Below are 20,641 nucleotides of genomic sequence, written 5' to 3'. Positions count from 1 at the left end.
CCTAGGCTGGCCAGGTGAGCACCTTTCGCCCCGCACTGCTGACCGACCACTACGAGCTGACCATGGTCAGCGCCGCCCTGCGCGACGGCACCGCCGACCGTCCGTGCGTCTTCGAGGTCTTCAGCCGCCGGCTGCCCACCGGGCGTCGCTACGGCGTGGTCGCCGGCACCGGCCGGTTGATCGATCTGATCCGTGACTTCCGCTTCACCGCCGACGAGGTCGACTTCCTGCGCCGCACCGGCGTCGTCGACGACGCCGCCGCCGAGTGGCTGGCCGGCTACCGCTTCACCGGCGACCTCGACGGGTACGCCGAGGGCGAGCTGTTCTTCCCCGGCTCCCCCATCCTCACCGTCTCCGGCGGCTTCGCCGAGTGCGTGGTGCTGGAGACGCTGATCCTCTCGGTGCTCAACCACGACTGCGCGGTGGCCGCCGCCGCCGCCCGGATGGTCACCGCGGCCCGGGGCCGCGCGTTGATCGAGATGGGCTCCCGGCGGGCCCACGAGGAGGCGGCGGTCGCCGCGGCGCGGGCCGCCTACCTGGCCGGGTTCCGGTTCACCTCCAACCTCGCCGCCGGCGAACGGTACGGCGTGCCCACCGCCGGCACCGCCGCGCACGCGTTCACGCTGCTGCACGACGACGAGCGGGCGGCGTTCGCCTCGCAGGTCGCCACGCTGGGCAAGGAGACGACGCTGCTGGTCGACACGTACGACATCAGCCAGGGCATCCGCAACGCGATCGCCGTCGCCGGGCCGGAGCTGCGCGCGGTCCGGATCGACTCCGGCGACCTGACGGTCATCGCCCAGCAGTCCCGGGAGCTGCTCGACTCGCTCGGCGCCACCGAGACGAAGATCATCGTCTCGGGTGACCTCGACGAGTACGCCATCGCCACGCTCGCCGCCGAGCCGGTCGACATGTACGGCGCGGGCACGGCCGTGGTCACCGGCTCCGGCGCGCCCACCGCCGGCCTGGTCTACAAGCTGGTCGAGGTGGCGGGGCGGCCGGTGGTGAAGCGCTCCGAGCACAAGGCCACCATCGGCGGGCGCAAGGTCGCCGTCCGCCGGCACAAGCCGACCGGAACCGCCACCGAGGAGGTCGTCGTCTCGCAGGGCGTGCCGGAGCGCCGGCCGCACGACCGGCTGCTCCAGCGGTCGTACGTGGTCGGCGGCGAGCCGGTCGCGCTGCCGACGCTGGACGAGTCGCGGGAGCACCTGCGGCAGTGCCTGATCTCGATTCCGTGGGAGGGCCTGAAGCTCTCCGCCGGTGACCCGGCCGTCCCGGTGACCGTCGTCCCGGCCGGCTGACTATCCACCGCTCGCATCGCGAAGGAGCATCCCTGACATGGGCAACGCACTCATCATCGTCGACGTGCAGAACGACTTCTGCGAGGGCGGTTCCCTCGCGGTGGCCGGGGGCGCCGACGTCGCCGCCGGGGTCTCCCGGCTGCTGGCCACCGAGCCCGACCGCTGGGCGCACGTGGTGGCGACGAAGGACTACCACGTCGACCCGGGGGCGCACTTCGGCAACCCGCCGGACTACGTCGACTCCTGGCCGGTGCACTGCGTGGTGGGCACCCCCGGCTCCGAGTTCCACCCCCGGCTGGCCGTCGACCGGGTGGAGGCGATCTTCCACAAGGGCGAGCACGCGGCGGCGTACTCCGGCTTCGAGGGGCACACCGACGACGGCCAGTCCCTGGCCGAGTGGCTGCGCGCCCGGGGGGTGGAGCGGGTGGACGTGGTCGGGGTCGCCACCGACCACTGCGTCCGAGCCACCGCGCTGGACGCCGCCCGGGAGGGCTTCGCCACCACCGTGCTGCTGGACCTGACCGCCGCCGTGGCCCCGGCCACCCTGGACGTGGCGCTGCGCGCCATGGAGGGTGCCGGGGTGACCCTGGAAGGCGAGCCGGTGCTCCGGTCCGCCTGAGGGCGCTTGATCAACTTCGTGTGCGGACATCGCGCGAATCCCCGGCATACGATCCGCAACATGCCGCACATGGCAACGGGCGCCGTACCCCGGTGGGGTGCGGCGCCCGTCGTGCGGTCGATCAGTTTCTCAGCGCTGGTCGGCGTTGCTGGCGGTGTCCTCCTGGTAGCTGGCGCCACCGTTGGACTCGCTGGTCAGCGGCTTGGCACCACCCTCCGGCGGGCCGGCCAGGCTCTGCCCGCCGGCGGCCAGCTCCGGGAACTTCGCGTCGAAGGCCGGGCGCTCGGAGCGGATCCGGGGCATCCGGTCGAAGTTGCGCAGCGGGGGCGGCGAGCTGGTCGCCCACTCCAGCGAGTTGCCGTGGCCCCAGGGGTCGTCCACCTCGACCACCGGGCCGGTCTTGTACGACTTCCAGCAGTTCCAGATGAACGGCAGGGTCGAGATGCCGGTGATGAACGCGCCGACAGTGGAGATCATGTTCAGCGTGGTGAAGCCGTCGCTGGGCAGGTAGTCGGCGTACCGGCGGGGCATGCCCTCGTTGCCCAGCCAGTGCTGCACCAGGAACGTGGTGTGGAAGCCGATCATCGTCAGCCAGAAGTGGATCTTGCCGAGCCGCTCGTCGAGCATCCGACCGAACATCTTCGGGAACCAGAAGTAGATGCCGGAGAAGACGGCGAACACGATCGTGCCGAAGAGCACGTAGTGGAAGTGCGCCACCACGAAGTACGAGTCGTGCAGGTGGAAGTCCAGCGGCGGGCTGGCCAGCAGCACGCCGGTCAGGCCACCGAAGAGGAAGGTCACCAGGAAGCCGATGGCGAAGAGCATCGGCGTCTCGAAGGTGACCTGGCCCCGCCACATGGTGCCGATCCAGTTGAAGAACTTCATGCCGGTCGGCACGGCGATCAGGTAGCTCAGGAAGCTGAAGAACGGCAGCAGCACCTGGCCGGTGGCGAACATGTGGTGCGCCCAGACGCTCATCGACAGGGCGGCGATGGTGATGGTCGCGGCGACCAGACCCTTGTAGCCGAAGATCGGCTTGCGGGAGAAGACCGGGATGACCTCGGAGATGATGCCGAAGAACGGCAGCGCGATGACGTACACCTCGGGGTGGCCGAAGAACCAGAAGAGGTGCTGGAAGAGCATCGGCCCGCCGGTGGCCGGGTCGTACACGTGCGAGCCGAGCAGCCGGTCCGAGGCGACCGCGAGGAGCGCGGCGGCCAGCAGCGGGAACACCAAGATCACCAGCAGGCTGGTGACCAGCATGTTCCAGGTGAAGATCGGCATCCGGAACATGGTCATGCCGGGCGCGCGCAGGGTCAGGATCGTGGTGATCAGGTTGACCGCGCCGAGGATCGTGCCGAGGCCGGAGATGACCAGGCCGACGACCCACATGTTCGCGCCGACGCCCGGCGAGTGCTCGGCCAGGCTCAGCGGGGCGTACGCCGTCCAGCCGAAGTCGGCCGCGCCACCGGGGGTGAGGAACCCGGCGGTGGCGAGCGTGCCACCGAACAGGAACAGCCAGTAGGCGAAGGCGTTCAGCCGCGGGAACGACACGTCCGGGGCGCCGATCTGCAGCGGCACGATGTAGTTCGCGAAGGCGAACACGATCGGCGTCGCGAAGAACAGCAGCATGATCGTGCCGTGCATGGTGAAGAGCTGGTTGTACTGCTCCGGAGAGAGGAACTGCATCCCCGGGCGGGCCAGCTCGGCCCGCATGACCAGGGCCATCAGGCCACCGATCATGAAGAACACGAACGCGGTGACCATGTACATGATCCCGATCTGCTTCGCGTCCGTGGTGCGCAGCAGCCGCGCGAGTGCCGACCCCTTGACCGGCTCTCGGACCGGCCAGGGCCGGGTCACGACCGGCTTGGGTGCGACGGTGGTCACGAGTGGCCTCCGGTTCTGGGTTGTCCCGCTCGGCACGCGCGATTCAGCGGCGGGCCGTCATCCGTAGGGAGGATAGTCCCCGGCAGGTGGGGGTGCTGCGTGGGGTGGCGGGCTACGATGCCCGCCGCCGTGGTCCGGGCGCTCGCGCGCCCGTCGGAGCGGGTCGACCGACGCCGGTCAGAGCGGGTCCACCAGCAACCGGTAGTGCTCGCCGAAGATTCGCTCGCCGCGCCCGCGCAGCAGCGGGTCGCGCAGCGCCGGCGGCACGTCGCGGGTGCGGTTGCGGTCCCGGGTCCGGTCGCGCACCCAGCGGGTACGCGGCCGGCGGCGGCTCTCGTACGCGGCCAGGGCCGCCTCGACGCTCTCGGCCGCCTTCAGCGAGTCGGCCAGCACCACGGCGTCCTCCAGCGCCAGCGCCGCGCCCTGTGACAGCGTCGGGGCGGTGGCGTGCGCGGCGTCGCCGACGAGCAGCACCCGCCCGCGCGACCAGCGCCCCAGCTCCACCTCCTCGGTGGTGCCCACGTGCACCCGCTCCAGCGCCTCCAGCACCTCCGGCACGGGCCCGCCGTAGCCGCCGAAGAGCTCGCGGAGCCGGGCCTGCGGGTCGGCCGGCACCACGCTGCCCGCCTCGTCGGCGTAGCAGTGCAGCCTCCCCGCGCCGAGCGGCACGACGAGGAAGCCGGCCCGCTGGCCGAGCAGCGCGGTCCACTCGGCGACCCGGGGGCCGTCGCGGACGATGGCCCGGTAGACCACCTGACCGGCCGGCCGGGGCGGCCCGCCCAGCGCGGCCAGCGAGCGGACCGCCGAGCGGGGGCCGTCCGCGCCGACGACCAGGTCGTACTCGGCGGTGGTCCCGTCGGCGAAGGTGACGCCGACGGCGGCGGGCAGCAGCTCGACGCCGGAGACCTCCGCGCCGTGGCGGACCGCGCCGCCGGCGCCGGTGAGCAGCACCCGGTGCAGCTCCGACCAGGGCAGCGCGCGGCAGTCGCCGACGGTGCCCCAGAGCCCGTCGAGGTCGACCTCGCAGAGCGGCGCGCCGGCGGCGTCGAGGAAGCACTGCCGGTGGATGACCTGCCCGAGGGGGCGTACCGGGCCGTCGAGGTCCAGCCGGCGCAGCGCCCGCGCGGCGTTGCCGGGCAGGTAGAGGCCGGTGTCGACGAGGCCGGACGCGGGGCGCTTCTCGGTCACGTCGGGTCGGAAACCCGCCAGCCGCAGCGCCCGGGCCACGGCCAGGCCGGCGATGCCCGCGCCGACGACGAGGATGCGCAGGGGGGAGCCACCCATCGTGGTGTACGCCTCCGGAGGGGGGTGCGGCACGCGCTGGAGGCAAGACACTACTAGGTGCGATCGGCGCACGCCAGAGCCGTCCGCCCCGGGCGGGTCACCGGCCGCCGGGGCGCGGCGACGGGCGGGGGCCCGCCGGGCCGGGCGCGGGCCGGGCGCCGGAGCCCGTCGGGCGGGTGCAGGCCGGGGGGCGGTGCGGGCCGGCGAATGCGGCCCGGGGCGAAAAGGCGGCCGGCCCGGTTGCGGAAGAGTTTCAGGCATGTGAATGTGTTCGTGGTGCTTGGGAGCGCTCCCGCAGCACCTCCGGACCGTTCCGACGCCCGAAGCCAAGGAGCATCATGAAGCGTCCACTCCGCGCCCTGGCGGCCGCCGGCCTGCTCGCCGCCGGCACGCTCGTCGCCGTCGCCCTCGGCGGGACCGCCTCCGCCGACACCCAGATCTGCGAGCAGTACGGCTCGACCGTGATCGGCGGAAAGTACGTCGTGCAGAACAACCGCTGGGGCACCACCGAGCAGCAGTGCCTCAACGTCACCGGCAGCGGTTTCAGCATCACCAGCCAGCGCGGCTCGGCCCCGACCAACGGCGCCCCGGTGTCGTACCCGTCGATCTTCGTGGGTTGCCACTACACCAACTGCTCCCCCGGCACCAACCTGCCCGTGCAGGTGAGCCAGATCAGCAGCGCGCCCAGCAGCATCAACTACACCTACGTCGGCGGCGCGATCTACGACGCCGCGTACGACATCTGGCTGGACCCGTCGCCGAAGCGGGACGGGGTGAACCAGATGGAGATCATGATCTGGTTCAACCGGCAGGGCTCGATCCAGCCGATCGGCTCGCCGGTGGGCAACGCCAACATCGCCGGCCGCAGCTGGGAGGTCTGGCGCGGCAACAACGGCGGCAACAACGTCATCTCGTACGTGGCCCCGTCGGCGATCAGCAGCCTGAGCTTCGACGTGCTGGACTTCATCGCCGACACCCGCAACCGGGGCGCGATCACCAACTCGTGGTACCTGACCAGCATCCAGGCCGGCTTCGAGCCGTGGCAGGGCGGCGCGGGGCTGGCGGTCAACTCCTTCTCCCAGTCGGTGAACACCGGCGGTGGCGGCAACCCCACCACCCCGCCGCCGACCACCACTCCCCCGCCCGGGGGCAGCGGCTGCGCGGTGAAGTACACGCCGAGCTCGTGGAACAACGGCTTCACCGCCGACGTGCAGATCACCAACACCGGCTCGTCGACGATCAACGGGTGGACCCTGGCGTACACCCTGCCGTCCGGGCAGCAGATCACCGGCTCGTGGAACGCCACGGTGACCCAGAGCGGATCGGCGGTAACCGCGCGCAACATCGGCCACAACGGGACGCTCGCCCCGGGCGGCACGGCCAGCTTCGGCTACCAGGGGACGCTGAGCGGGACGTACTCGTCGCCGACCAACTTCACCCTCAACGGCCAGACCTGCACCCGACGCTGACCCCACCCGGCGCGGGGGTGGTGGCACGCCGGCCACCACCCCCGCCCGATCACCGATTGCTCGCCCCACCGGCGGCCCGGCTTCGGATTGCGGGAGCTCGCGGATCTGGTCGACGGCCCCGCTCGGAGTGGCTGAAGAGCGCTCTCTACACTGGCTCGACAAGCATCGACATTCGACTCTCCCGGCTGTTCATCCGTCGGATGAACGGCCGCTCGCGTTGCTGCCGCAGGCCGCCATCACCCGATCCCACAGACGGTAAGGACCCGCCGTGCGACACCGCCCTCGAACATGCACTCGCCCTCGGCGTCGGGCGTACGCGCCCGGGGCGGTCACGTGGTGACGCAGACAGCGCAGGCATTCTCGTATCTCCGGCCTTCCGAGGTGTACTCCGGGCGCGAGAGCAAGGTTGTCGGCCTGGAGACCTCCGGCGGTAGGACACCGAAGGGGGCCGAGGCGAATCCCGGTTTCTTCTCCGGCTTTCTCGCCGAGCCTCGGGTCGCCGCCTCCGGGCTGCTCGCCGTGGCCGACGTCGCCGCCACCCGCTATTACCAGCCGACGCTGAAGAGCTCCCTCGATCCTGTGGTCACCGGAAACGGCGACCGGCTGCGCTTCGAATCCTTCTCGGGCTGTTGCGGGGTGTATGCGCGACTGGACATCCTCGGCGAGGGTCTCGACGGCGGCGAAATCGGTGAAGGCACGACCAACGTCGACGTCAACACCCCGCTTCGCATCGCGCTGTCGCGGATCCAGGCCAATGACCCGCTGTACCTGCGGGTCGGCCCGGACGAGCTCGCCGTCACCACCCTCGACGGACCGCTCGTCGAGAAGAAGGTGCCCCTTCCGCAGCGCTGGCTGCGCGGCTTCGCGGAAACGCAGGTGATCGCCTCGGCGTTCGACCTGCGTGCGGAGGTGCCGGCCGGCGACGCGGCGCGGTTCCTGCGGTCCCTGCCGACCCGCGGCCGGGCACCCGACCTCTGGGTCCTACCCATCGGGCAGACCCTGAGAACGACGACCGGCCCGGCTCCGGGCGCCGTCTGCCTTCCCGGGCCCGGCCGGCTGGCGACACTCAATCGCGTACTACGACACGCTCGGACCCTCCGGCTGTACGGTCCGGCGGTCGCTGCGGGCAGCCCACCGGTGGCCAGCGCCTGGGAAGTGACGCTAACCGGCATGCGGCTGACGCTGATGCTGTCGCCGCAGGTGTCACGCGGATTCTCCGGCGAGGGCGCGGTGCTGGAGGCCCTGGCGGCGGACGAGGTGCAGGCCGATGCGGAGCTGATCTCCGTGCTGCTGGCCTGGGAGCCTCGGATCGACGTCGGTGATCTCGCGCAGCAGGCCGGGTTGACCACGCACCGGGTGCGTTCGGCGCTGACCCGGCTGGCGACCGCGGGCCGGGTGGGCTACGACGCCGCGGAGGCCGCGTACTTCCATCGCGAGCTGCCGTATCGCGTCGGTCAGGCGGAGCTGCACAACCCGCGCCTGCGCGACGCCCGGGAACTGGTGCGGGCAGGGGCCGTGACGATGGTCGGCGAGACGGCGTCGGTGCGCTCGGGAGACGACGTCTACCTCGTCGACCACCACCGCGCGGTCATGGGGTGCACGTGCCAGTGGTGGGTCAGACACCGCGGCGGCCGTGGCCCCTGCAAACACGCACTGGCGGTACGGATGACCACCCAGGGAGAGAACCGTTGACCATTGAGTGCGAGGCGCTGCTCGAAGCGATCCGGGCCGGCGACAGGGAACTGAGCCTCACTCTCATCGAGAAGATGGACGCCAGGGCGCGGAGCCAGTGTGTGCCCGCCATCAAGAAGTTCCTCCGCGGATTGCGCTTGGTGGAGACCACGTCGTTCCGCACGGGCCGGGACGCCGGCCTGGCCTGTCAGGACACCCCGGCCCAGGCGGCGCAGTGGGTGACCTGGTTCATTCGGCTTACGAGAGACTACTTCCCGCTGCATTTAGTGCAGACGCTGACCGACCGCGGCCCGGACTGGCTCGGCGAGCTGGCCCACCGGCTCGCCGCCAACATGGACAACGAAAGTGAGCGGGTCGCCGCGTATCTCTACAACACGGCGGAGAGCCTGGTGCGACTGTCGGGCTGTGCGACGCCGACCAGCTCCCGCTATGCCGCCCGGCGGCTCTGCTTCAAGGGCCCGACCGACCCGGACGCCCCGACGCTGGTGCCGATCGCCTTGGAGGTCGAGGGCTTCGGGGCTTATATAAGCCAATGGGGAACGGGCCTGGCAAGCATGGCAGAGTCCGGAAAGCTCGACCGTGCGGCGCTGATCGACCAGTGTGTGGGACGGTTGTTCCGCGGCGGACGACCGAGTGAAGTACGCGGCTTCCGGCTCGTGCTGGACCACCTGGCATTGACCGACGATGAACTCGCGGATCGGGCTGCCGATTGGGCCCGGCTGGCTGCGGACGCCGATGCGCCGACCGCCGGCGACGCCCTGAAGAGACTGCGCCGGTTGATCGACGCCGGCCGGCTCGGAACCGAAATCCTGGCGGACGCGTCGCGCGACGTGCTGGCGCGGCCGGAGAAGAACTTGGTGACCGGGCAGCTCAAGCATCTCGGTCAGGCCCTGAAGCTGGGCACGGAGGGCTCCGGTGAGCTGCTGACAGCGGTGACGGTGGCCTTCGGGCACGAGGACAACGCCGTGCAGGAGCAGGCCTGGAAGCTGGTCGCCCGGCACATCGGCGCCGCGGATCCGGTGGTTCGTGCCCAGATCGTCGAAGCGGTCGCCGTGCTCACCCCGGATTTGCGCGAGCAGGCGACTGCGGCGCTCGGCGCGAGCCGGCCCGACGGCGACCGGGCGGAAGCGCCGTACCAGGAGACGTTGCCCCCGGTGGCGGCGCCGCAACGCGCCGCGGCGCCGCCCGAGACCCTGCCGGAGCTGATCAACGAGATCGTCGCGATCGTCGCCGCGCACTACACGTCGACCATCGAGTCGGAACGCGCCCTCGACGGCCTGGTCCGTTTCGCCCACCGGGACCGGGCGGCCCTGGCCGCGGCGCTGCGGACCGTCCCCGCCAAACAGTGGCCCTGGCAGTACCGCGCGGAGCAGACGTCCCCCAGCTTTCCCGAAGGGCTGCCCTTCCCGGTTCCGGGGATCGGCGTCATCGTCGTCGCGATCCTCGTCGGCGGTCTGGACACCGACAGCCTTCCCGTCGTGCCTCCCGAGATGTCCCCCGACGACCCCGGCTTCGCACCCGACTGCGGGCACTGCGTGTTCCGCGCCGCCTGGCGGGCGCGGGTCTTCGAAGTCGCGCGCCGCATCACGACCGATCCGCCCCCGTTCCTGCTGTCCGCTCCGGGCTGGCGTACCGGCGTGGTGGATGCCGAGGTCCTGCTGGAGCGGCTGACCGAGTACGCGAGACTCGGGGTGACGGCCGGACCGGCCGACCTCGACCAGGCCCTGCTGCGGGTGCGGATCCCGCCCGGCCCGCAACGCCACCGGCTCTCCGGTGCCGCCGCCGGACTGGGCACCGCGGACGGCGGCAGATTCGCCGACTGGCTGTCCTCCGGAGGCCTCACGGTGGTCGAGGAGCCCTCCGGCCTGACCCTGCCCGCCCTGCGGAACGGCTTCACCGACCCCTTCCGGCGACTGGACGTCCTCCTGACCAAGCACCACAACGGCGGCCGGATCACCCAGGACCTGCCCGACCCGATGCTCTACTACCGTGCGGGCCGCCCCCTCGACCTGCCGCAATGGGTCGCCACGTTGCCACTGGTACGCGAGTACATCGCGGCACAGCTGCTCCACACGAAGGCCTGGCGAGAAGACTCCCACTACGACCCGGACGTGCCACTGCTGGCGGCGGCCGACGGTCCGACCGGGCCGGCGTTCTACCAGTTCCTGGCCACGGCACTGACAAGGGGTCACCTGGGCAGCCGGGTGGAAGCGCTGCTTCATCTCGTCGCCCGCAAGGATCTCGACGCAAGGCAGTGCGGCGAATATCTGGGCCGACTGCACCTGCAGAGGGAATGGTATCCGAAGGCGGACGTGCTCGACCTGCTCACCGAGGTCGCCCGCATCGGCGCCCACGCCACCGCCTGGAACATCCTGGCCGGCGCACTGCCCGGCCTGCTCAGTGGAGATGAGGTCCCCCGCCGGCTCGGAGCCCTGCTCTCCCTCGGCGCCGACTGCGCGAGCAGATCCGGCGCGACCGGTGCCATCCCCGAAGTAGACGCCATCGCCGACCGCAAAGGCAGCTCCCAGACCATCAAACAGGCACGACGCCTACGCCGAATCCTGACCGAAGCGGCCCGATGAACACCTGAGCGACCGTTCGATTCTCGTCATTGAAACATGGTGCGGGGGCCGGAGCCGATCAGCCGCCCAGGGCATCGATGTCGCGCATCTCCTCGGCGGTCAGCGCGAAACCCCAGACGTCGAAGTTGGCGCGGATCCGCTCCGGGGTGACCGACTTCGGGATCACCACGATCCCGTGGTCGATGTGCCAGCGCAGCACCACCTGGGCCGGTGACACCCCGTGCTCCGCGGCGATCCGGGTCAGCACCGGGTCCGACAGGTCGCTGGCCTTGAACGGGCTGTATCCCTCCAGCACCACGCCCCGCTCGGTGTGCTCGGTGTGCCGCTGCCGGTCGTAGAGCGCCGGGCTCCAGCGGATCTGGTTGACCGCCGGGGTCTCGCCGGTGGCCTCGGTCAGCTCGTCGAGCTGCGCGGTGCTGTAGTTGCTCACCCCGACCGCGCGGGTCAGCCCCTCGTCGCGGGCGGCCAGCAGTTCGCGCCAGACCGGGACGCTGTCGGCCGGCGAGGACGGCGGCCAGTGGATCAGCCAGAGGTCGACGTGGTCGGTGCCGAGCGCCCGCAGGCTCGCCTCGATCGTCTCCCGCTCCCGGCCCACCCGGTCCGGCGGGAGCTTCGTGGTGATGAAGAGGTCGTCCCGGCGCAGCCCGCTCTCCTTGACGGCCCGACCCACCTCCTCCTCGTTGCCGTACATGGTGGCGGTGTCGAGGTGCCGGTAGCCGGCGTCGAGGGCGGCGAGCACGGCGTCGTACCCGGCCTGGCCGGTGGCCTGCCAGGTGCCGAAGCCGAGCAGCGGCATCCGCACGTCGCCGGGGAGCAGGGCGGTGGGCTGGTCGAGGTCGTCCATGACGGCTGTTCTACCCCCGATCCCGCCGCCCATGCCCGCCGGGAGGCCGCCGTCGGACGACGCGGCGGGCTGCGTCGGCGGGCCGGTTCGACGGAGAATGCGGGCATGGCCGTCCGCCCGGGAAGCACCGCCGCCGGGGAGCCGCCCGGCGGGCCCCGGGGCGACCGACGACAGCGCGGGCCAGGCAACCGCGCGCAGACCCGAGGAGCAGCGTGTACCTGACCCACCTGGAGTGCCCGCGCTGCGGGCGGTCGTATCCGGCGACCGAGCCGCAGAACCTCTGCGGCTGCGGCTCGCCGCTGCTGGCCCGCTACGACCTCGCGGCGGTCGCCCACGCGGTCACCCCGGAGCGGTTCACCCTGCGCCCGGCCGACCTGTGGCGCTACCGGGAGTTGCTGCCGGTGGCCGACCCTCGCTACGTGACCACGCTGGGCGAGGGCTGGACGCCGCTGCTGCGCGCCCCGTCGTACGGCGCCCGGATCGGCATTCCCGACCTGATCGTCAAGGACGAGGGGCTGATCCCGACCGGGTCGTTCAAGGCGCGCGGGGCGGCGGTCGGGGTGAGCCGGGCCCGGGAGCTCGGCATCGCCCGCATCGCCATGCCGACCAACGGCAACGCGGGCGCGGCCTGGGCCACGTACGCGGCCCGGGGCGGGATCGGGTCGACCATCGTGATGCCGCTGGACGCGCCGAGCATCTGCCGGCGCGAGGTGCTGGCCGCCGGTGGCGACCTGCGGCTGGTCGACGGGCTGATCGGCGACGCCGGCCGGCACGTCGCGGCGCTGCTGGCCGACTCGGGCGGCGCGATCTTCGACGCCGGCACTCTGCGCGAGCCGTACCGACTCGAGGGCAAGAAGACCATGGGGTACGAGATCGTCGAGCAGCTCGGCTGGCAGGTGCCCGACGTGATCGTCTACCCGACCGGCGGCGGGGTGGGGCTGATCGGCATCCACAAGGCGATGCACGAGCTGCGCGAGCTGGGCTGGATCGGCGACAAGCTGCCCCGGCTGGTGGCGGTGCAGTCGACCGGCTGCGCGCCGATCGTCCGCGCCTTCGCCGCCGGGGAACCCCGGGCGGAGCCGTGGGCGGACGCGCGCACGGTGGCGTTCGGCATCACCGTTCCGGCCCCGCTCGGCGACGAGCTGATCCTGGCGGCCCTGCGGGCCAGCGCGGGCACCGCGCTCGCCGTCGACGACGCGGAGATCCTGGCGGACCTGCGCGACTTCGGCGCCGACGAGGGGCTGCTGCTCTGCCCGGAGGGGGCGGCCTGCCTGACCGCCGCCCGGCACCTGCGCGAGGGCGGGTGGATCCGGGCCGGCGAGCGGGTGGTGGTGCTCAACACCGGCGCGGGCCTGAAGTACCCGGAGACGGTGGACGTCTCGGCGGTCCCGGTGCTGTCCTGACCGTCCCCCCGGCCCGACCGGGCCGGGGCGATCGTCGATCGCCCCGGCCCGCCTTCGGAGGGGTCCCGCCGGTCGGCGGGGTCCGCCCGATTCAGGGTCCCGCCGGCCTTCGGCCGTCCCCTACCGGTAGGTGATGTCGGAGGCGGAGTAGAGGCAGTTGACGCCGTCGGCGCCCTCGCCGATCTCGGTCGGCTCGCTGCCCTTCGGCACGCCCTTGTACTTGACGCAGATGCGGGTGCTGCGGCTGGAGTCGTTGAGAATGGTGATCCTGGTGAACCGGGCGGTGTCGCCCCAGTTGGTGTTGATCCCGGCCAGGACCTTGGTGGAGGTGGCGGTGACGTTGTCCAGCACCACGTGCCGCTGGTACGACGTCGAGCAGTTGCCGCACGCCCGGTAGAGCTTGCCGGAGTTCTCCACCCGGAAGTTCTTGATGTAGACGGTGCCCGCGCCGTTGTGCTGGAACACCTTGTCGCTGCCGGAGCGCGCGCCGCCCCCGTCGACGGTGTACGTGGTGCCGCCCCGGAAGGTGGCCGCGTCCTCGCCCACGTCCTCCCACCAGACGTTGATCAGGGTGCAGTTGCCCTCGCAGTGCACGCCGTCGCCGGCCGGGGCGCCGATGATGACGTTCTTCAGGGTGGCGCCGGCGGCCAGCTCGAACATCGGGTCCTGGCTCTCGGACTGCCCGCCGTCGCCGATGCCGTAGTACCGCTTCAGCCCGCCGTCGAAGGTGCCGGAGACGGGGATGGTCGCGTCGACCTTCTGGCTGCTGGTGGGCGTCGGCCAGCTGGTCGGCGGCGGCGTGGTGGGGGGCGGGGTCGTCGGCGGCGGGGTATTGGGCGGCGGGGTGGTCGTCGGGGGCGGCGTGCTCGTCGGCGGCGGGGTGGTCGGGGTGCCGCCGCCGGAGTCCACCGCCACGTCGTCGAAGCTGCCGCTGGCGTACGCGGTGATCAGGCCGATGCGGCCGGAGCCGGCCAGGCCGTTGCTGCCGGCGGCGACCTGGGTGCCGTTGACGAACCCGCGGATGGTGCTGCCGCTGGTCTCGATCCGCAGCGTGTACCAGGTGCCGGCGGTGACCGGCAGCGACGCCGACCCGATGGCGGCGATCTGGCTGCCGTTGACCGCCTGGAGTTCCGCGCGGCCGGAGCCGAGCAGCGCCAGCCGGTACATCTTGGTGCTGCTGGTGGAGCGGGCGGCGATGCCGACCAGGCCGGCGGAGGAGCCGAAGCCGGTGGGCTTGACCCGGGCCTGCACCTGGTAGTCGGTCCAGCCGGTCTGGCCGGCGAACTGCCGGGCCAGCTCGCTGCCGGTGCTGGCCTGGTTGAGCACGCCGGAGCCGTCGGTGAGCACCGACCAGGTGCCGCCGGACTTGGACCAGCCGGAGGCCTCGCCGTCGTTGAAGTTGTCGGAGAAGACGCCGGCCGCGAGGGCGGAGGAGCCCATGCCGGCGGCGAGGGCGGCGGCGGTCGTCCCGGCCGCCACCGCCCAGAGCAGCGGGCGTCGAGTTCTGGCGCGTGGAATCTGCACTTCTGTCCTCCTTGAGGGGGGTGGTGGCGATCCTCGGGGGTGGCGGCGGGCACGCCTGGGTGGGTGCTCGCGCAGCCGGAACGGTCGGCCCACGCCCGAGGACCGTGCGCCCCGGCGGAATGCCCGATCTCCGCGCCGAGGGGCGGTGGGTCGGCACCTCTCAGGAAAGGGCTTTCCCAGACCTTGAGGCTAGGAGCACCCACACACCACCGTCAATGCCTACCGCTTGCAGACCTGTTGCAGCTTCACCCCTCCACACGCCGATCATGGAGCCGTGGTGCCCGAAAAGAGGCACTCGGCCCCTTCATCCCCCACCACAACTCCATGATCGACGGGGTGGGGGGTGGGGGTGGGGGGTGGGGTTAGTCCGTTGTTGGCTCGGTGAGGCGCCAGGCGGCGTTGATCAGGCCGATGTGGGACAGGGCCTGGGGGGTGTTGCCCAGGTGTGCGCCGGTGCGCGGGTCGATCTGCTCGGCGAAGAGGCCCAGGTCGTTGGCGTGCTCGTTGACCCGCTCGAACAACCGGGCGGCCCGCTCCGGCTCGCCGGCCAGCACCAGGCACTCCACCAGCCAGTACGAGCAGAGCAGGAAGCCGGCCGGGTCGGTGCTCCAGCGCCGCACCAGCCCGTCCTCGCTGCCCAGCTCGCGTTCGATCGCCGCGATGGTGGCCCGCATCCGGGGCTCGGTCGCCGCCTCGAAGCCGACCACCGGCAGGACCAGGACGGAGGCGTCCAGCTCCGCCGAGCCGAAGGCCCCGGTGTACGCGCCGACTTCGTCGTTCCAGCCCTCGCGGAGCACGGTCGCCCGGATCTCGTCGCGGATCGCCGCCCAGCGCTCGGGGTCGGCCCGGTCGCCGAGCTGCGGGGCCAGCACCACCGCCCGGTCCAGCGCCGCCCAGCAGTACACCTTCGACGACACGTAGTGCCGGTCGGCGTCGCGGGTCTCCCACATCCCCCGGTCCGGCTGCCGCCAGGTGGCGGCGACCTGCTCGGCGAGGCCCAGCACCATCTCCCGCAGCTCCTCGTCGAGGGTGTCGCCGAGGTACTCGTGCAGCCGCCAGACCGCCGAGAGGACCTCGCCGGGCACGTCGAGCTGGCGCTGCCGCCAGGCGTCGTTGCCGACCCGGACGGGCCGGCTGTCGGCGTACCCGCGCAGGTGGGCGCACTCGTGCTCGGAGAGGTCCCGCTCGCCCTCCAGGCCGAAGAGCACCGGCACCGGGTCGTTGCCGATCCGGCCGATCGAGCGGGCCGCCCAGGCGAAGAGCCGGGAGGCCTCCTCCGGGCAGGCGGCCACCCAGAGGGCGCGCATGGTCATCGAGAAGTCGCGCAGCCAGGAGAAGCGGTAGTCGTAGTTGCGGTCCCCGCCGACGGCCTCCGGCAGCGAGGTGGTCAGGGCCGCGGCGACCGCGCCGCTGCGGGCGTACGTCAGGCCGGTGAGCACCGTCGCGCTCTGCCGCACCTGCGGGGCGTACCGGCCGTCGTAGCGGTGCATCTCGCGGAACGCCTCCCACGCGAGCACCGTGTCGGCCAGCGCCGCCACCGGGTCGAGCCGCGCCGGCGGGTCGCCGTAGGCCGGGGCGTACGCCAGGTCGAAGCCGACGGTCTCGCCGGCCGCGACCTCGAACTCGTGCCGGACCCGGTCCCGGTCGGGTCGCAGGGCCGCGCCGACCGGGCCGGTGCCGCGCAGCACCAGCGTGACCGGCCCGGCGGTGGCCAGCACCGCGCCGCCGTCCTGGCCGTGCAGGTACGGGGTGAGCAGGCCGTACTCCGGGCGGGGGGTGAACTCCAGGCCCATCCGGACCCGGCCGGTGAGCCCCTCGACGACCCGCAGCAGCACGGCCGGGGAGCGCATCCCCAGCTCGTGCCCGCGCGCGCCGGGCTCGGCGGCCAAAGCGTCGGTGACCGCGACGCTCCCCGTGGCCGTCTCGTGGACGGTCCGCAGCACCAGCGTGTCCGGCCGGTACGCCCGCTGGACCCGGGCCGGCGCGAGCGGCGCGAGCCGCCAGTGCCCGGCGGCCCGGTCCAGCAGCCGGCCGAAGACCGACGGGCCGTCGAAGCGGTCCGGGCACCACCAGTCCACCGAGCCGTCCCGGCCGACCAGCGCGCCGGAGCGGCAGTCGGAGAGGAAGCCGTAGTCGGAGATCGGCGGCTGCTGCACCCGGCCGGGGTACCCACGTCGGCCGCGATCACGCAGGCGGGGGCCGGTGGACCCCCGCCTGCCGAGGCGGTCAGGAGGTCGGCGGCTCGTCCTTGCCGGCGGCCTCGGCCTCGTCGGCCTCCTCCTTGGTCTTGTGCACGGCCTTGTCGGCGTGCTCCGGCGGCCCGTAGACGGTGTAGAGGACCAGCGGGTTGGGGCCGGTGTTGACGAAGTTGTGCTTCGTCCCGGCCGGCACCACCACCAGGTCGCCCTGGGCGACCTCCTTCTTCTTGCCGGCGACGCGGGCCTCGCCGGTGCCGCTGACGAAGGTCAGGATCTGGTCGGTGTCCTCGTGGACCTCTTCGCCGATCTCACCGCCCGGCGGGATCGTCATGATCACCAGCTGGCTGTGCTCGCCGGTCCACAGCACCCGCCGGAAATCCGGGCTCTTCTCGGCAACGGTCGCGATCGTGAAATGCTCCATGACCCGCCCTTACCCGGTACCGCCCCCCGTCACGCCGGGAACGAGAAGTTGGGGGATTTTCCCCCGCCCGGAGGTTTGGCCACGCCGACAGCGGGCATCGAGGAGTCGACTGGCGCTTCTAGGCCGGTCGAGCCATGTCCCCGCCGGCGTACCGCCAACGGCTGCGGCGGTGGGAGACGGCCAGAGCGCGGCGACGTCACGGCCCTCGGGCCACGACGGCGCCGCGCGCTCGTGTCCGGCCGACTTTCCGAATGTCCGGCCGACTTCCCCGAGAACTTGGACGGTTGTCGTTGCGGGGGAAGTTGCCGGGGAACGGCAGGCGTCCAAGGCCCGACGCGCTCGCCGGCGACGAGCCGGCCCCCGCCGCGGTGGGGCGACGGGGCCGGGTTCCAGGGGCGGCCGGAGCGACGCGGCCGGAGCGACGCGGTCAGGACGAGATGGTCAGGTGGAACGACCGGTCGGCGGCCACCCCCGTCGAGGTGAACGTCTGGACGAAGACCCCGTTCGGCACGCCGAAGCGGCCGACCACCGCGATCTCGCCGCTGGGGGCGGAACCGACGGCACCGGTCAGGCCGATGCTGCCGACGTACCCCGACCGGGTCAGGTCGTGACTGAACACCACCTGGTACTGGCCGGTGGCGATGCGGGTGGCCGAGACGGCCCCGAAGCCGCGGACCAGGACGCCGGTGGACTCGACCACCGCCCAGAAGAGCTGCGCGGTGGGGGGCATCCCGACGTACGTGCCGGGGACGAGCTGCGCGCCCGCCTCGGCGATGTCCTTGGCGCTCGGGGCCGGCTGCTCGGCCGGTTTCTTGGACTCGGTGGACATGGTTGGCTCCTTGACTGCCGGCCCGACGGGCGCGGCACACCTAGAGGGATGTAAGGGGTGAAATATGATCAGATGCCAATGGATCTGATCAATGCCCCTTATTAGTCAAACCGTAAGCCGCGCACGCCGCCGGAGCCAGGGGGCGGAGCTGTCCAATCATGGACTCTCGACGATTTGATCATGCCTCTGAGCTGCGAAGATGCCCGTCGGATCGGCGACTGCGGGGCGCGACCGGGTCAGCCGTCGCGGTGCAGCCAGGCCAGCAGGTCCGGCGGGGCGAGGGCGGCGGTCCGCGCTTGGTAGCGCGCCAGCGTCCGCGCGTCGAGCAGTTCCCGGCCCTGCCCGGAACGGCCGCTGCGGAAGAAGGCCGCGCGATCGGCGAGCACACCACCCTGGTCCGGGGCGAGGCGATCGGCCTGCCGGCGCATCCGGTCGAAGGTGGCCGCCTCGACCAGTTCCGGCCAACGCTGCTCGGGCACCTCGATGCCGAACCGTCCGGCCAGGGCCCGCATCTGCCCGCCCAGGTCCGCGCTCAGGTCGTCGTAGTGCACCAGGGTCACGTTGGGTCGGTCGCGCCGCGCCCAGGCGTCGCGCAGGTGCCACAGCGTGCCCTGGAGGGTGTCCAGCTCCTCGCGCGGGTCGACCTCCCGCTCCACCCAGCGCCGCAACGACTCCACCAGCGGGGTACGCGGCCCGGCCGGCGCCGGCCGCCCGGTCAGCTGCGCCATCCGCTCCCGGTTGAGGTTCCCGCTCTGGTGCCAGAGCGAGACCGCCATGTCCAGCGGGTGACGGGCCACCACCACGTAGTGCGCCCGGTCGTCCAGCGGGATCCCGTCGAGCGGGGTGTGGGTCTTGACGAAGCGGCGATGGGGCTGGGCGGCCAGCCGCGCGTACACCTCGTCGCGAGGCTGGCCCAGCCAGTCCAGCCAGGGCGACAGCGTCGACAACGGCGCCGGCAGCTCGGGGGTGCCGAAGACCAGCAGGGCGCAGATCATCTGCATCCAGGTGGTGCCGTTCTTGGAGCGGGTGCTGATCACGATGTCGCCGTCGCGGAACGGGAAACCGGTCCAGCGGTCGCTGTCCTCGTCCGGGGAGCGGTAGCGGAAGGGGATCTCGGGCATCGTGGGATGATATCGACGCCCGACCGCCCCGCGCTCGGCATTTGCCCGTCGGGCCCTGTGACGGGCGCCGATGTCTGGCTACATTGAACTATGGTGCCCGCGCACGGGGGCCGCGCGGCGGATCCGGTCTACCGCCCCGTCCTCGCCAGCCGACGAAGCGAGCTGGAGGCACTGCGCCACCTCGACGCCGATCTGGCGCCCCGGCTCGCCCCCGTGCTCGAGGTGTCCACGGTGGACGCCGTCCTGCCGCAGAGCCTGGCCCGGCTGCCGACCGGGTTGTTGCCGGCGGTCGACGTGACCGCCCTGCCCGACGGGGCGGGCAGCGAGCTGCTCCGCTGGGGCGTACCGCTGCTGCCGGTGGCCGGGCTCGCGGAGAGCGACGCCCGGTTGGTGGGTCACGGCCTGGCGGCCCGGGCGTACGCCGGGCGGTTGGTGGTGCGGCTGCGGGCCGCCTCGGACCGGTCGGGCCCGGCCGCGACGACGGCCGAGGTGGAACGGATCTGGCGGCTCACCCGGCTGGTCCCGGAGCAGTGCGAGCTCCTCGTCGACGCCGGGGACGTCTGCTGCCGGGCCGACGTCCGGCTGGCGGAGCCGAGGGTACGGTGGCTGGCGGACTGGGCCCGGCGGCACGCCTGGCGGTCGGTGACCGTGGCGGCCGGCGGGCTGCCGCAGACGCTGTCGGGGCTGCCCACCGACGAGCCGGTCCGGCTGCAACGGTGGGACTGGTTGCTCTGGCAGCGCCTGGCCGACCTGGGCGTCGGGTACGGCGACTACGGGGTCGGTTCCGCGGTCCCCGGGGCCGACGCGGCCGGCGACCGGCTTCCCACCGTCCGGTACACGGCCGGCGGGGCGTGGTGGGTCTACCGCTGGTCGCGGCGCGGCGGCCGGGGCGACGAGCGGGTGGCGGACCTGTGCCGGACGCTGGTTGCGGCCCCGCACTGGCCGACGGAGGGGGCCGCCTTCTCCTGGGGCGACCACGAGATCCTGCGCCGGGCCCGGCGGGCGGCCGGAGCCGGGTCGACGACGAACTGGGCCGCCTGGAGCACCTCGCACCACCTGGCCCGGGTGCTGTTCGACCTGAGCAGGCCGGCCGGGGCCCGCCCCGAGGACGAGCAGCGGGTCGATCCGCGGCCGGGCCGGGGCGGCCGGGGCCGGGGGCCTACTCCTTGTCGGTGAAGCCGAACTGCACGACTCCCTCGTCGTCGACGCTGGCGTCGACCGAGGTGTCACCGAGCAGCTCGGCGGCGTCGGAGTCCAGGAAGATCCGGGCGCCCTGGTTGTCGACCACCTGGTCGCCCTGCACCGGCTCGGGGACCAACGCGATGGTGAGCGAGCCGGCGTCGGCGTCGGCCGCGATGCGCAGGCCGCCGTCCTGGGCGACGTCCTCCTGGGCGGCCAGGTCACGAATCACCAGCACGGCGTTGTCGGTCATGGTCAGCATGGCGAACTCCTCGTGGGTCTCGG

Annotated in this window: 16 protein-coding genes; 7 read left to right on the top strand and 9 right to left on the bottom strand. The window is 72.5% G+C overall.

Annotation, left to right across the window (positions count from 1 at the left end):
- Positions 1 to 14: 14 nt before the first annotated feature.
- Together ACLQ2V_RS08935 and ACLQ2V_RS08930 are read left to right on the top strand one after the other, a co-directional pair.
- Complete coding sequence (locus tag ACLQ2V_RS08935; protein WP_425717923.1) at positions 15 to 1,301, top strand: nicotinate phosphoribosyltransferase; 1,287 nt, start codon at positions 15 to 17, stop codon at positions 1,299 to 1,301.
- Between the two features lie 37 nt (positions 1,302 to 1,338).
- Entirely contained in the window at positions 1,339 to 1,920 is a 582-nt protein-coding gene (locus tag ACLQ2V_RS08930) for an isochorismatase family protein (RefSeq protein ID WP_425717922.1), read from the top strand.
- A 129-nt stretch (positions 1,921 to 2,049) separates the two neighbouring features.
- Here ACLQ2V_RS08930 and ctaD read toward each other — a convergent pair whose 3' ends face one another.
- Together ctaD and ACLQ2V_RS08920 are read right to left on the bottom strand one after the other, a co-directional pair.
- On the bottom strand, positions 2,050 to 3,810 hold the full coding sequence (gene ctaD / locus ACLQ2V_RS08925) for a cytochrome c oxidase subunit I (RefSeq protein WP_425717921.1): 1,761 nt from the start codon (positions 3,808 to 3,810) through the stop codon (positions 2,050 to 2,052).
- Positions 3,811 to 3,987: 177 nt separating this feature from the next.
- Complete coding sequence (locus tag ACLQ2V_RS08920) at positions 3,988 to 5,094, bottom strand: FAD-dependent monooxygenase (RefSeq protein WP_425718316.1); 1,107 nt, start codon at positions 5,092 to 5,094, stop codon at positions 3,988 to 3,990.
- Between the two features lie 338 nt (positions 5,095 to 5,432).
- Here ACLQ2V_RS08920 and ACLQ2V_RS08915 point away from each other — a divergent pair, with 338 nt between their 5' ends.
- From ACLQ2V_RS08915 to ACLQ2V_RS08905, 3 genes are all read left to right on the top strand, one after another.
- Positions 5,433 to 6,563: a GH12 family glycosyl hydrolase domain-containing protein gene (locus tag ACLQ2V_RS08915; protein ID WP_425717920.1), complete on the top strand. Its 1,131-nt coding sequence runs from the start codon at positions 5,433 to 5,435 to the stop codon at positions 6,561 to 6,563.
- Positions 6,564 to 6,896: 333 nt separating this feature from the next.
- Positions 6,897 to 8,255 carry an SWIM zinc finger family protein gene (locus tag ACLQ2V_RS08910; protein WP_425717919.1) on the top strand — a complete coding sequence of 453 codons (1,359 nt, stop codon included), beginning with the start codon at positions 6,897 to 6,899 and terminating at the stop codon, positions 8,253 to 8,255.
- A complete protein-coding gene (locus ACLQ2V_RS08905) occupies positions 8,252 to 10,837 on the top strand; it encodes a DUF6493 family protein (protein WP_425717918.1) in 2,586 nt (861 codons plus the stop codon). Before ACLQ2V_RS08910 ends, ACLQ2V_RS08905 begins: the two co-directional genes overlap by 4 nt.
- A 58-nt stretch (positions 10,838 to 10,895) precedes the next feature.
- Here the strand turns inward: ACLQ2V_RS08905 and ACLQ2V_RS08900 are convergent, their stop codons facing one another.
- The gene (locus ACLQ2V_RS08900) at positions 10,896 to 11,681 is read right to left on the bottom strand and encodes an aldo/keto reductase (protein WP_425717917.1); all 786 of its coding nucleotides are present in this window, start codon (positions 11,679 to 11,681) and stop codon (positions 10,896 to 10,898) included.
- Between the two features lie 212 nt (positions 11,682 to 11,893).
- Here ACLQ2V_RS08900 and ACLQ2V_RS08895 point away from each other — a divergent pair, with 212 nt between their 5' ends.
- Positions 11,894 to 13,084: a threonine synthase gene (locus ACLQ2V_RS08895; protein WP_425717916.1), complete on the top strand. Its 1,191-nt coding sequence runs from the start codon at positions 11,894 to 11,896 to the stop codon at positions 13,082 to 13,084.
- 120 nt (positions 13,085 to 13,204) lie between these two features.
- On the opposite strand, the gene ACLQ2V_RS08890 is transcribed toward ACLQ2V_RS08895, so the two are convergent.
- The 5 genes from ACLQ2V_RS08890 to ACLQ2V_RS08870 form a co-directional block, all read right to left on the bottom strand.
- Entirely contained in the window at positions 13,205 to 14,608 is a 1,404-nt protein-coding gene (locus ACLQ2V_RS08890; protein ID WP_425717915.1) for a pectate lyase, read from the bottom strand.
- Positions 14,609 to 14,970: 362 nt separating this feature from the next.
- Positions 14,971 to 16,764, bottom strand: a complete 1,794-nt coding sequence (locus tag ACLQ2V_RS08885; protein WP_425717914.1) for a glycoside hydrolase family 15 protein — start codon at positions 16,762 to 16,764, stop codon at positions 14,971 to 14,973.
- A gap of 70 nt (positions 16,765 to 16,834) precedes the next feature.
- The gene (locus ACLQ2V_RS08880) at positions 16,835 to 17,227 is read right to left on the bottom strand and encodes a cupin domain-containing protein (protein ID WP_425717913.1); all 393 of its coding nucleotides are present in this window, start codon (positions 17,225 to 17,227) and stop codon (positions 16,835 to 16,837) included.
- A 427-nt stretch (positions 17,228 to 17,654) separates the two neighbouring features.
- Positions 17,655 to 18,056 (bottom strand): hypothetical protein, encoded by a 402-nt coding sequence (locus ACLQ2V_RS08875; RefSeq protein ID WP_425717912.1) that lies wholly within the window; start codon positions 18,054 to 18,056, stop codon positions 17,655 to 17,657.
- A 236-nt stretch (positions 18,057 to 18,292) separates the two neighbouring features.
- Positions 18,293 to 19,177 carry a sulfotransferase domain-containing protein gene (locus ACLQ2V_RS08870; RefSeq protein WP_425717911.1) on the bottom strand — a complete coding sequence of 295 codons (885 nt, stop codon included), beginning with the start codon at positions 19,175 to 19,177 and terminating at the stop codon, positions 18,293 to 18,295.
- A gap of 90 nt (positions 19,178 to 19,267) precedes the next feature.
- Between ACLQ2V_RS08870 and ACLQ2V_RS08865 the strand changes: the two genes are divergently transcribed.
- Complete coding sequence (locus ACLQ2V_RS08865; protein WP_425717910.1) at positions 19,268 to 20,353, top strand: beta family protein; 1,086 nt, start codon at positions 19,268 to 19,270, stop codon at positions 20,351 to 20,353.
- On the opposite strand, the gene ACLQ2V_RS08860 is transcribed toward ACLQ2V_RS08865, so the two are convergent.
- Complete coding sequence (locus ACLQ2V_RS08860) at positions 20,337 to 20,618, bottom strand: adhesin (RefSeq protein WP_425717909.1); 282 nt, start codon at positions 20,616 to 20,618, stop codon at positions 20,337 to 20,339. The genes ACLQ2V_RS08865 and ACLQ2V_RS08860 overlap by 17 nt on opposite strands.
- Positions 20,619 to 20,641: the final 23 nt, after the last annotated feature.

Origin of the sequence: Micromonospora sp. DT233, assembly GCF_049841815.1 — a bacterium.
GTDB lineage: Bacteria > Actinomycetota > Actinomycetes > Mycobacteriales > Micromonosporaceae > Micromonospora.
This window is presented reverse-complemented; position numbering and strand designations above follow the sequence as displayed.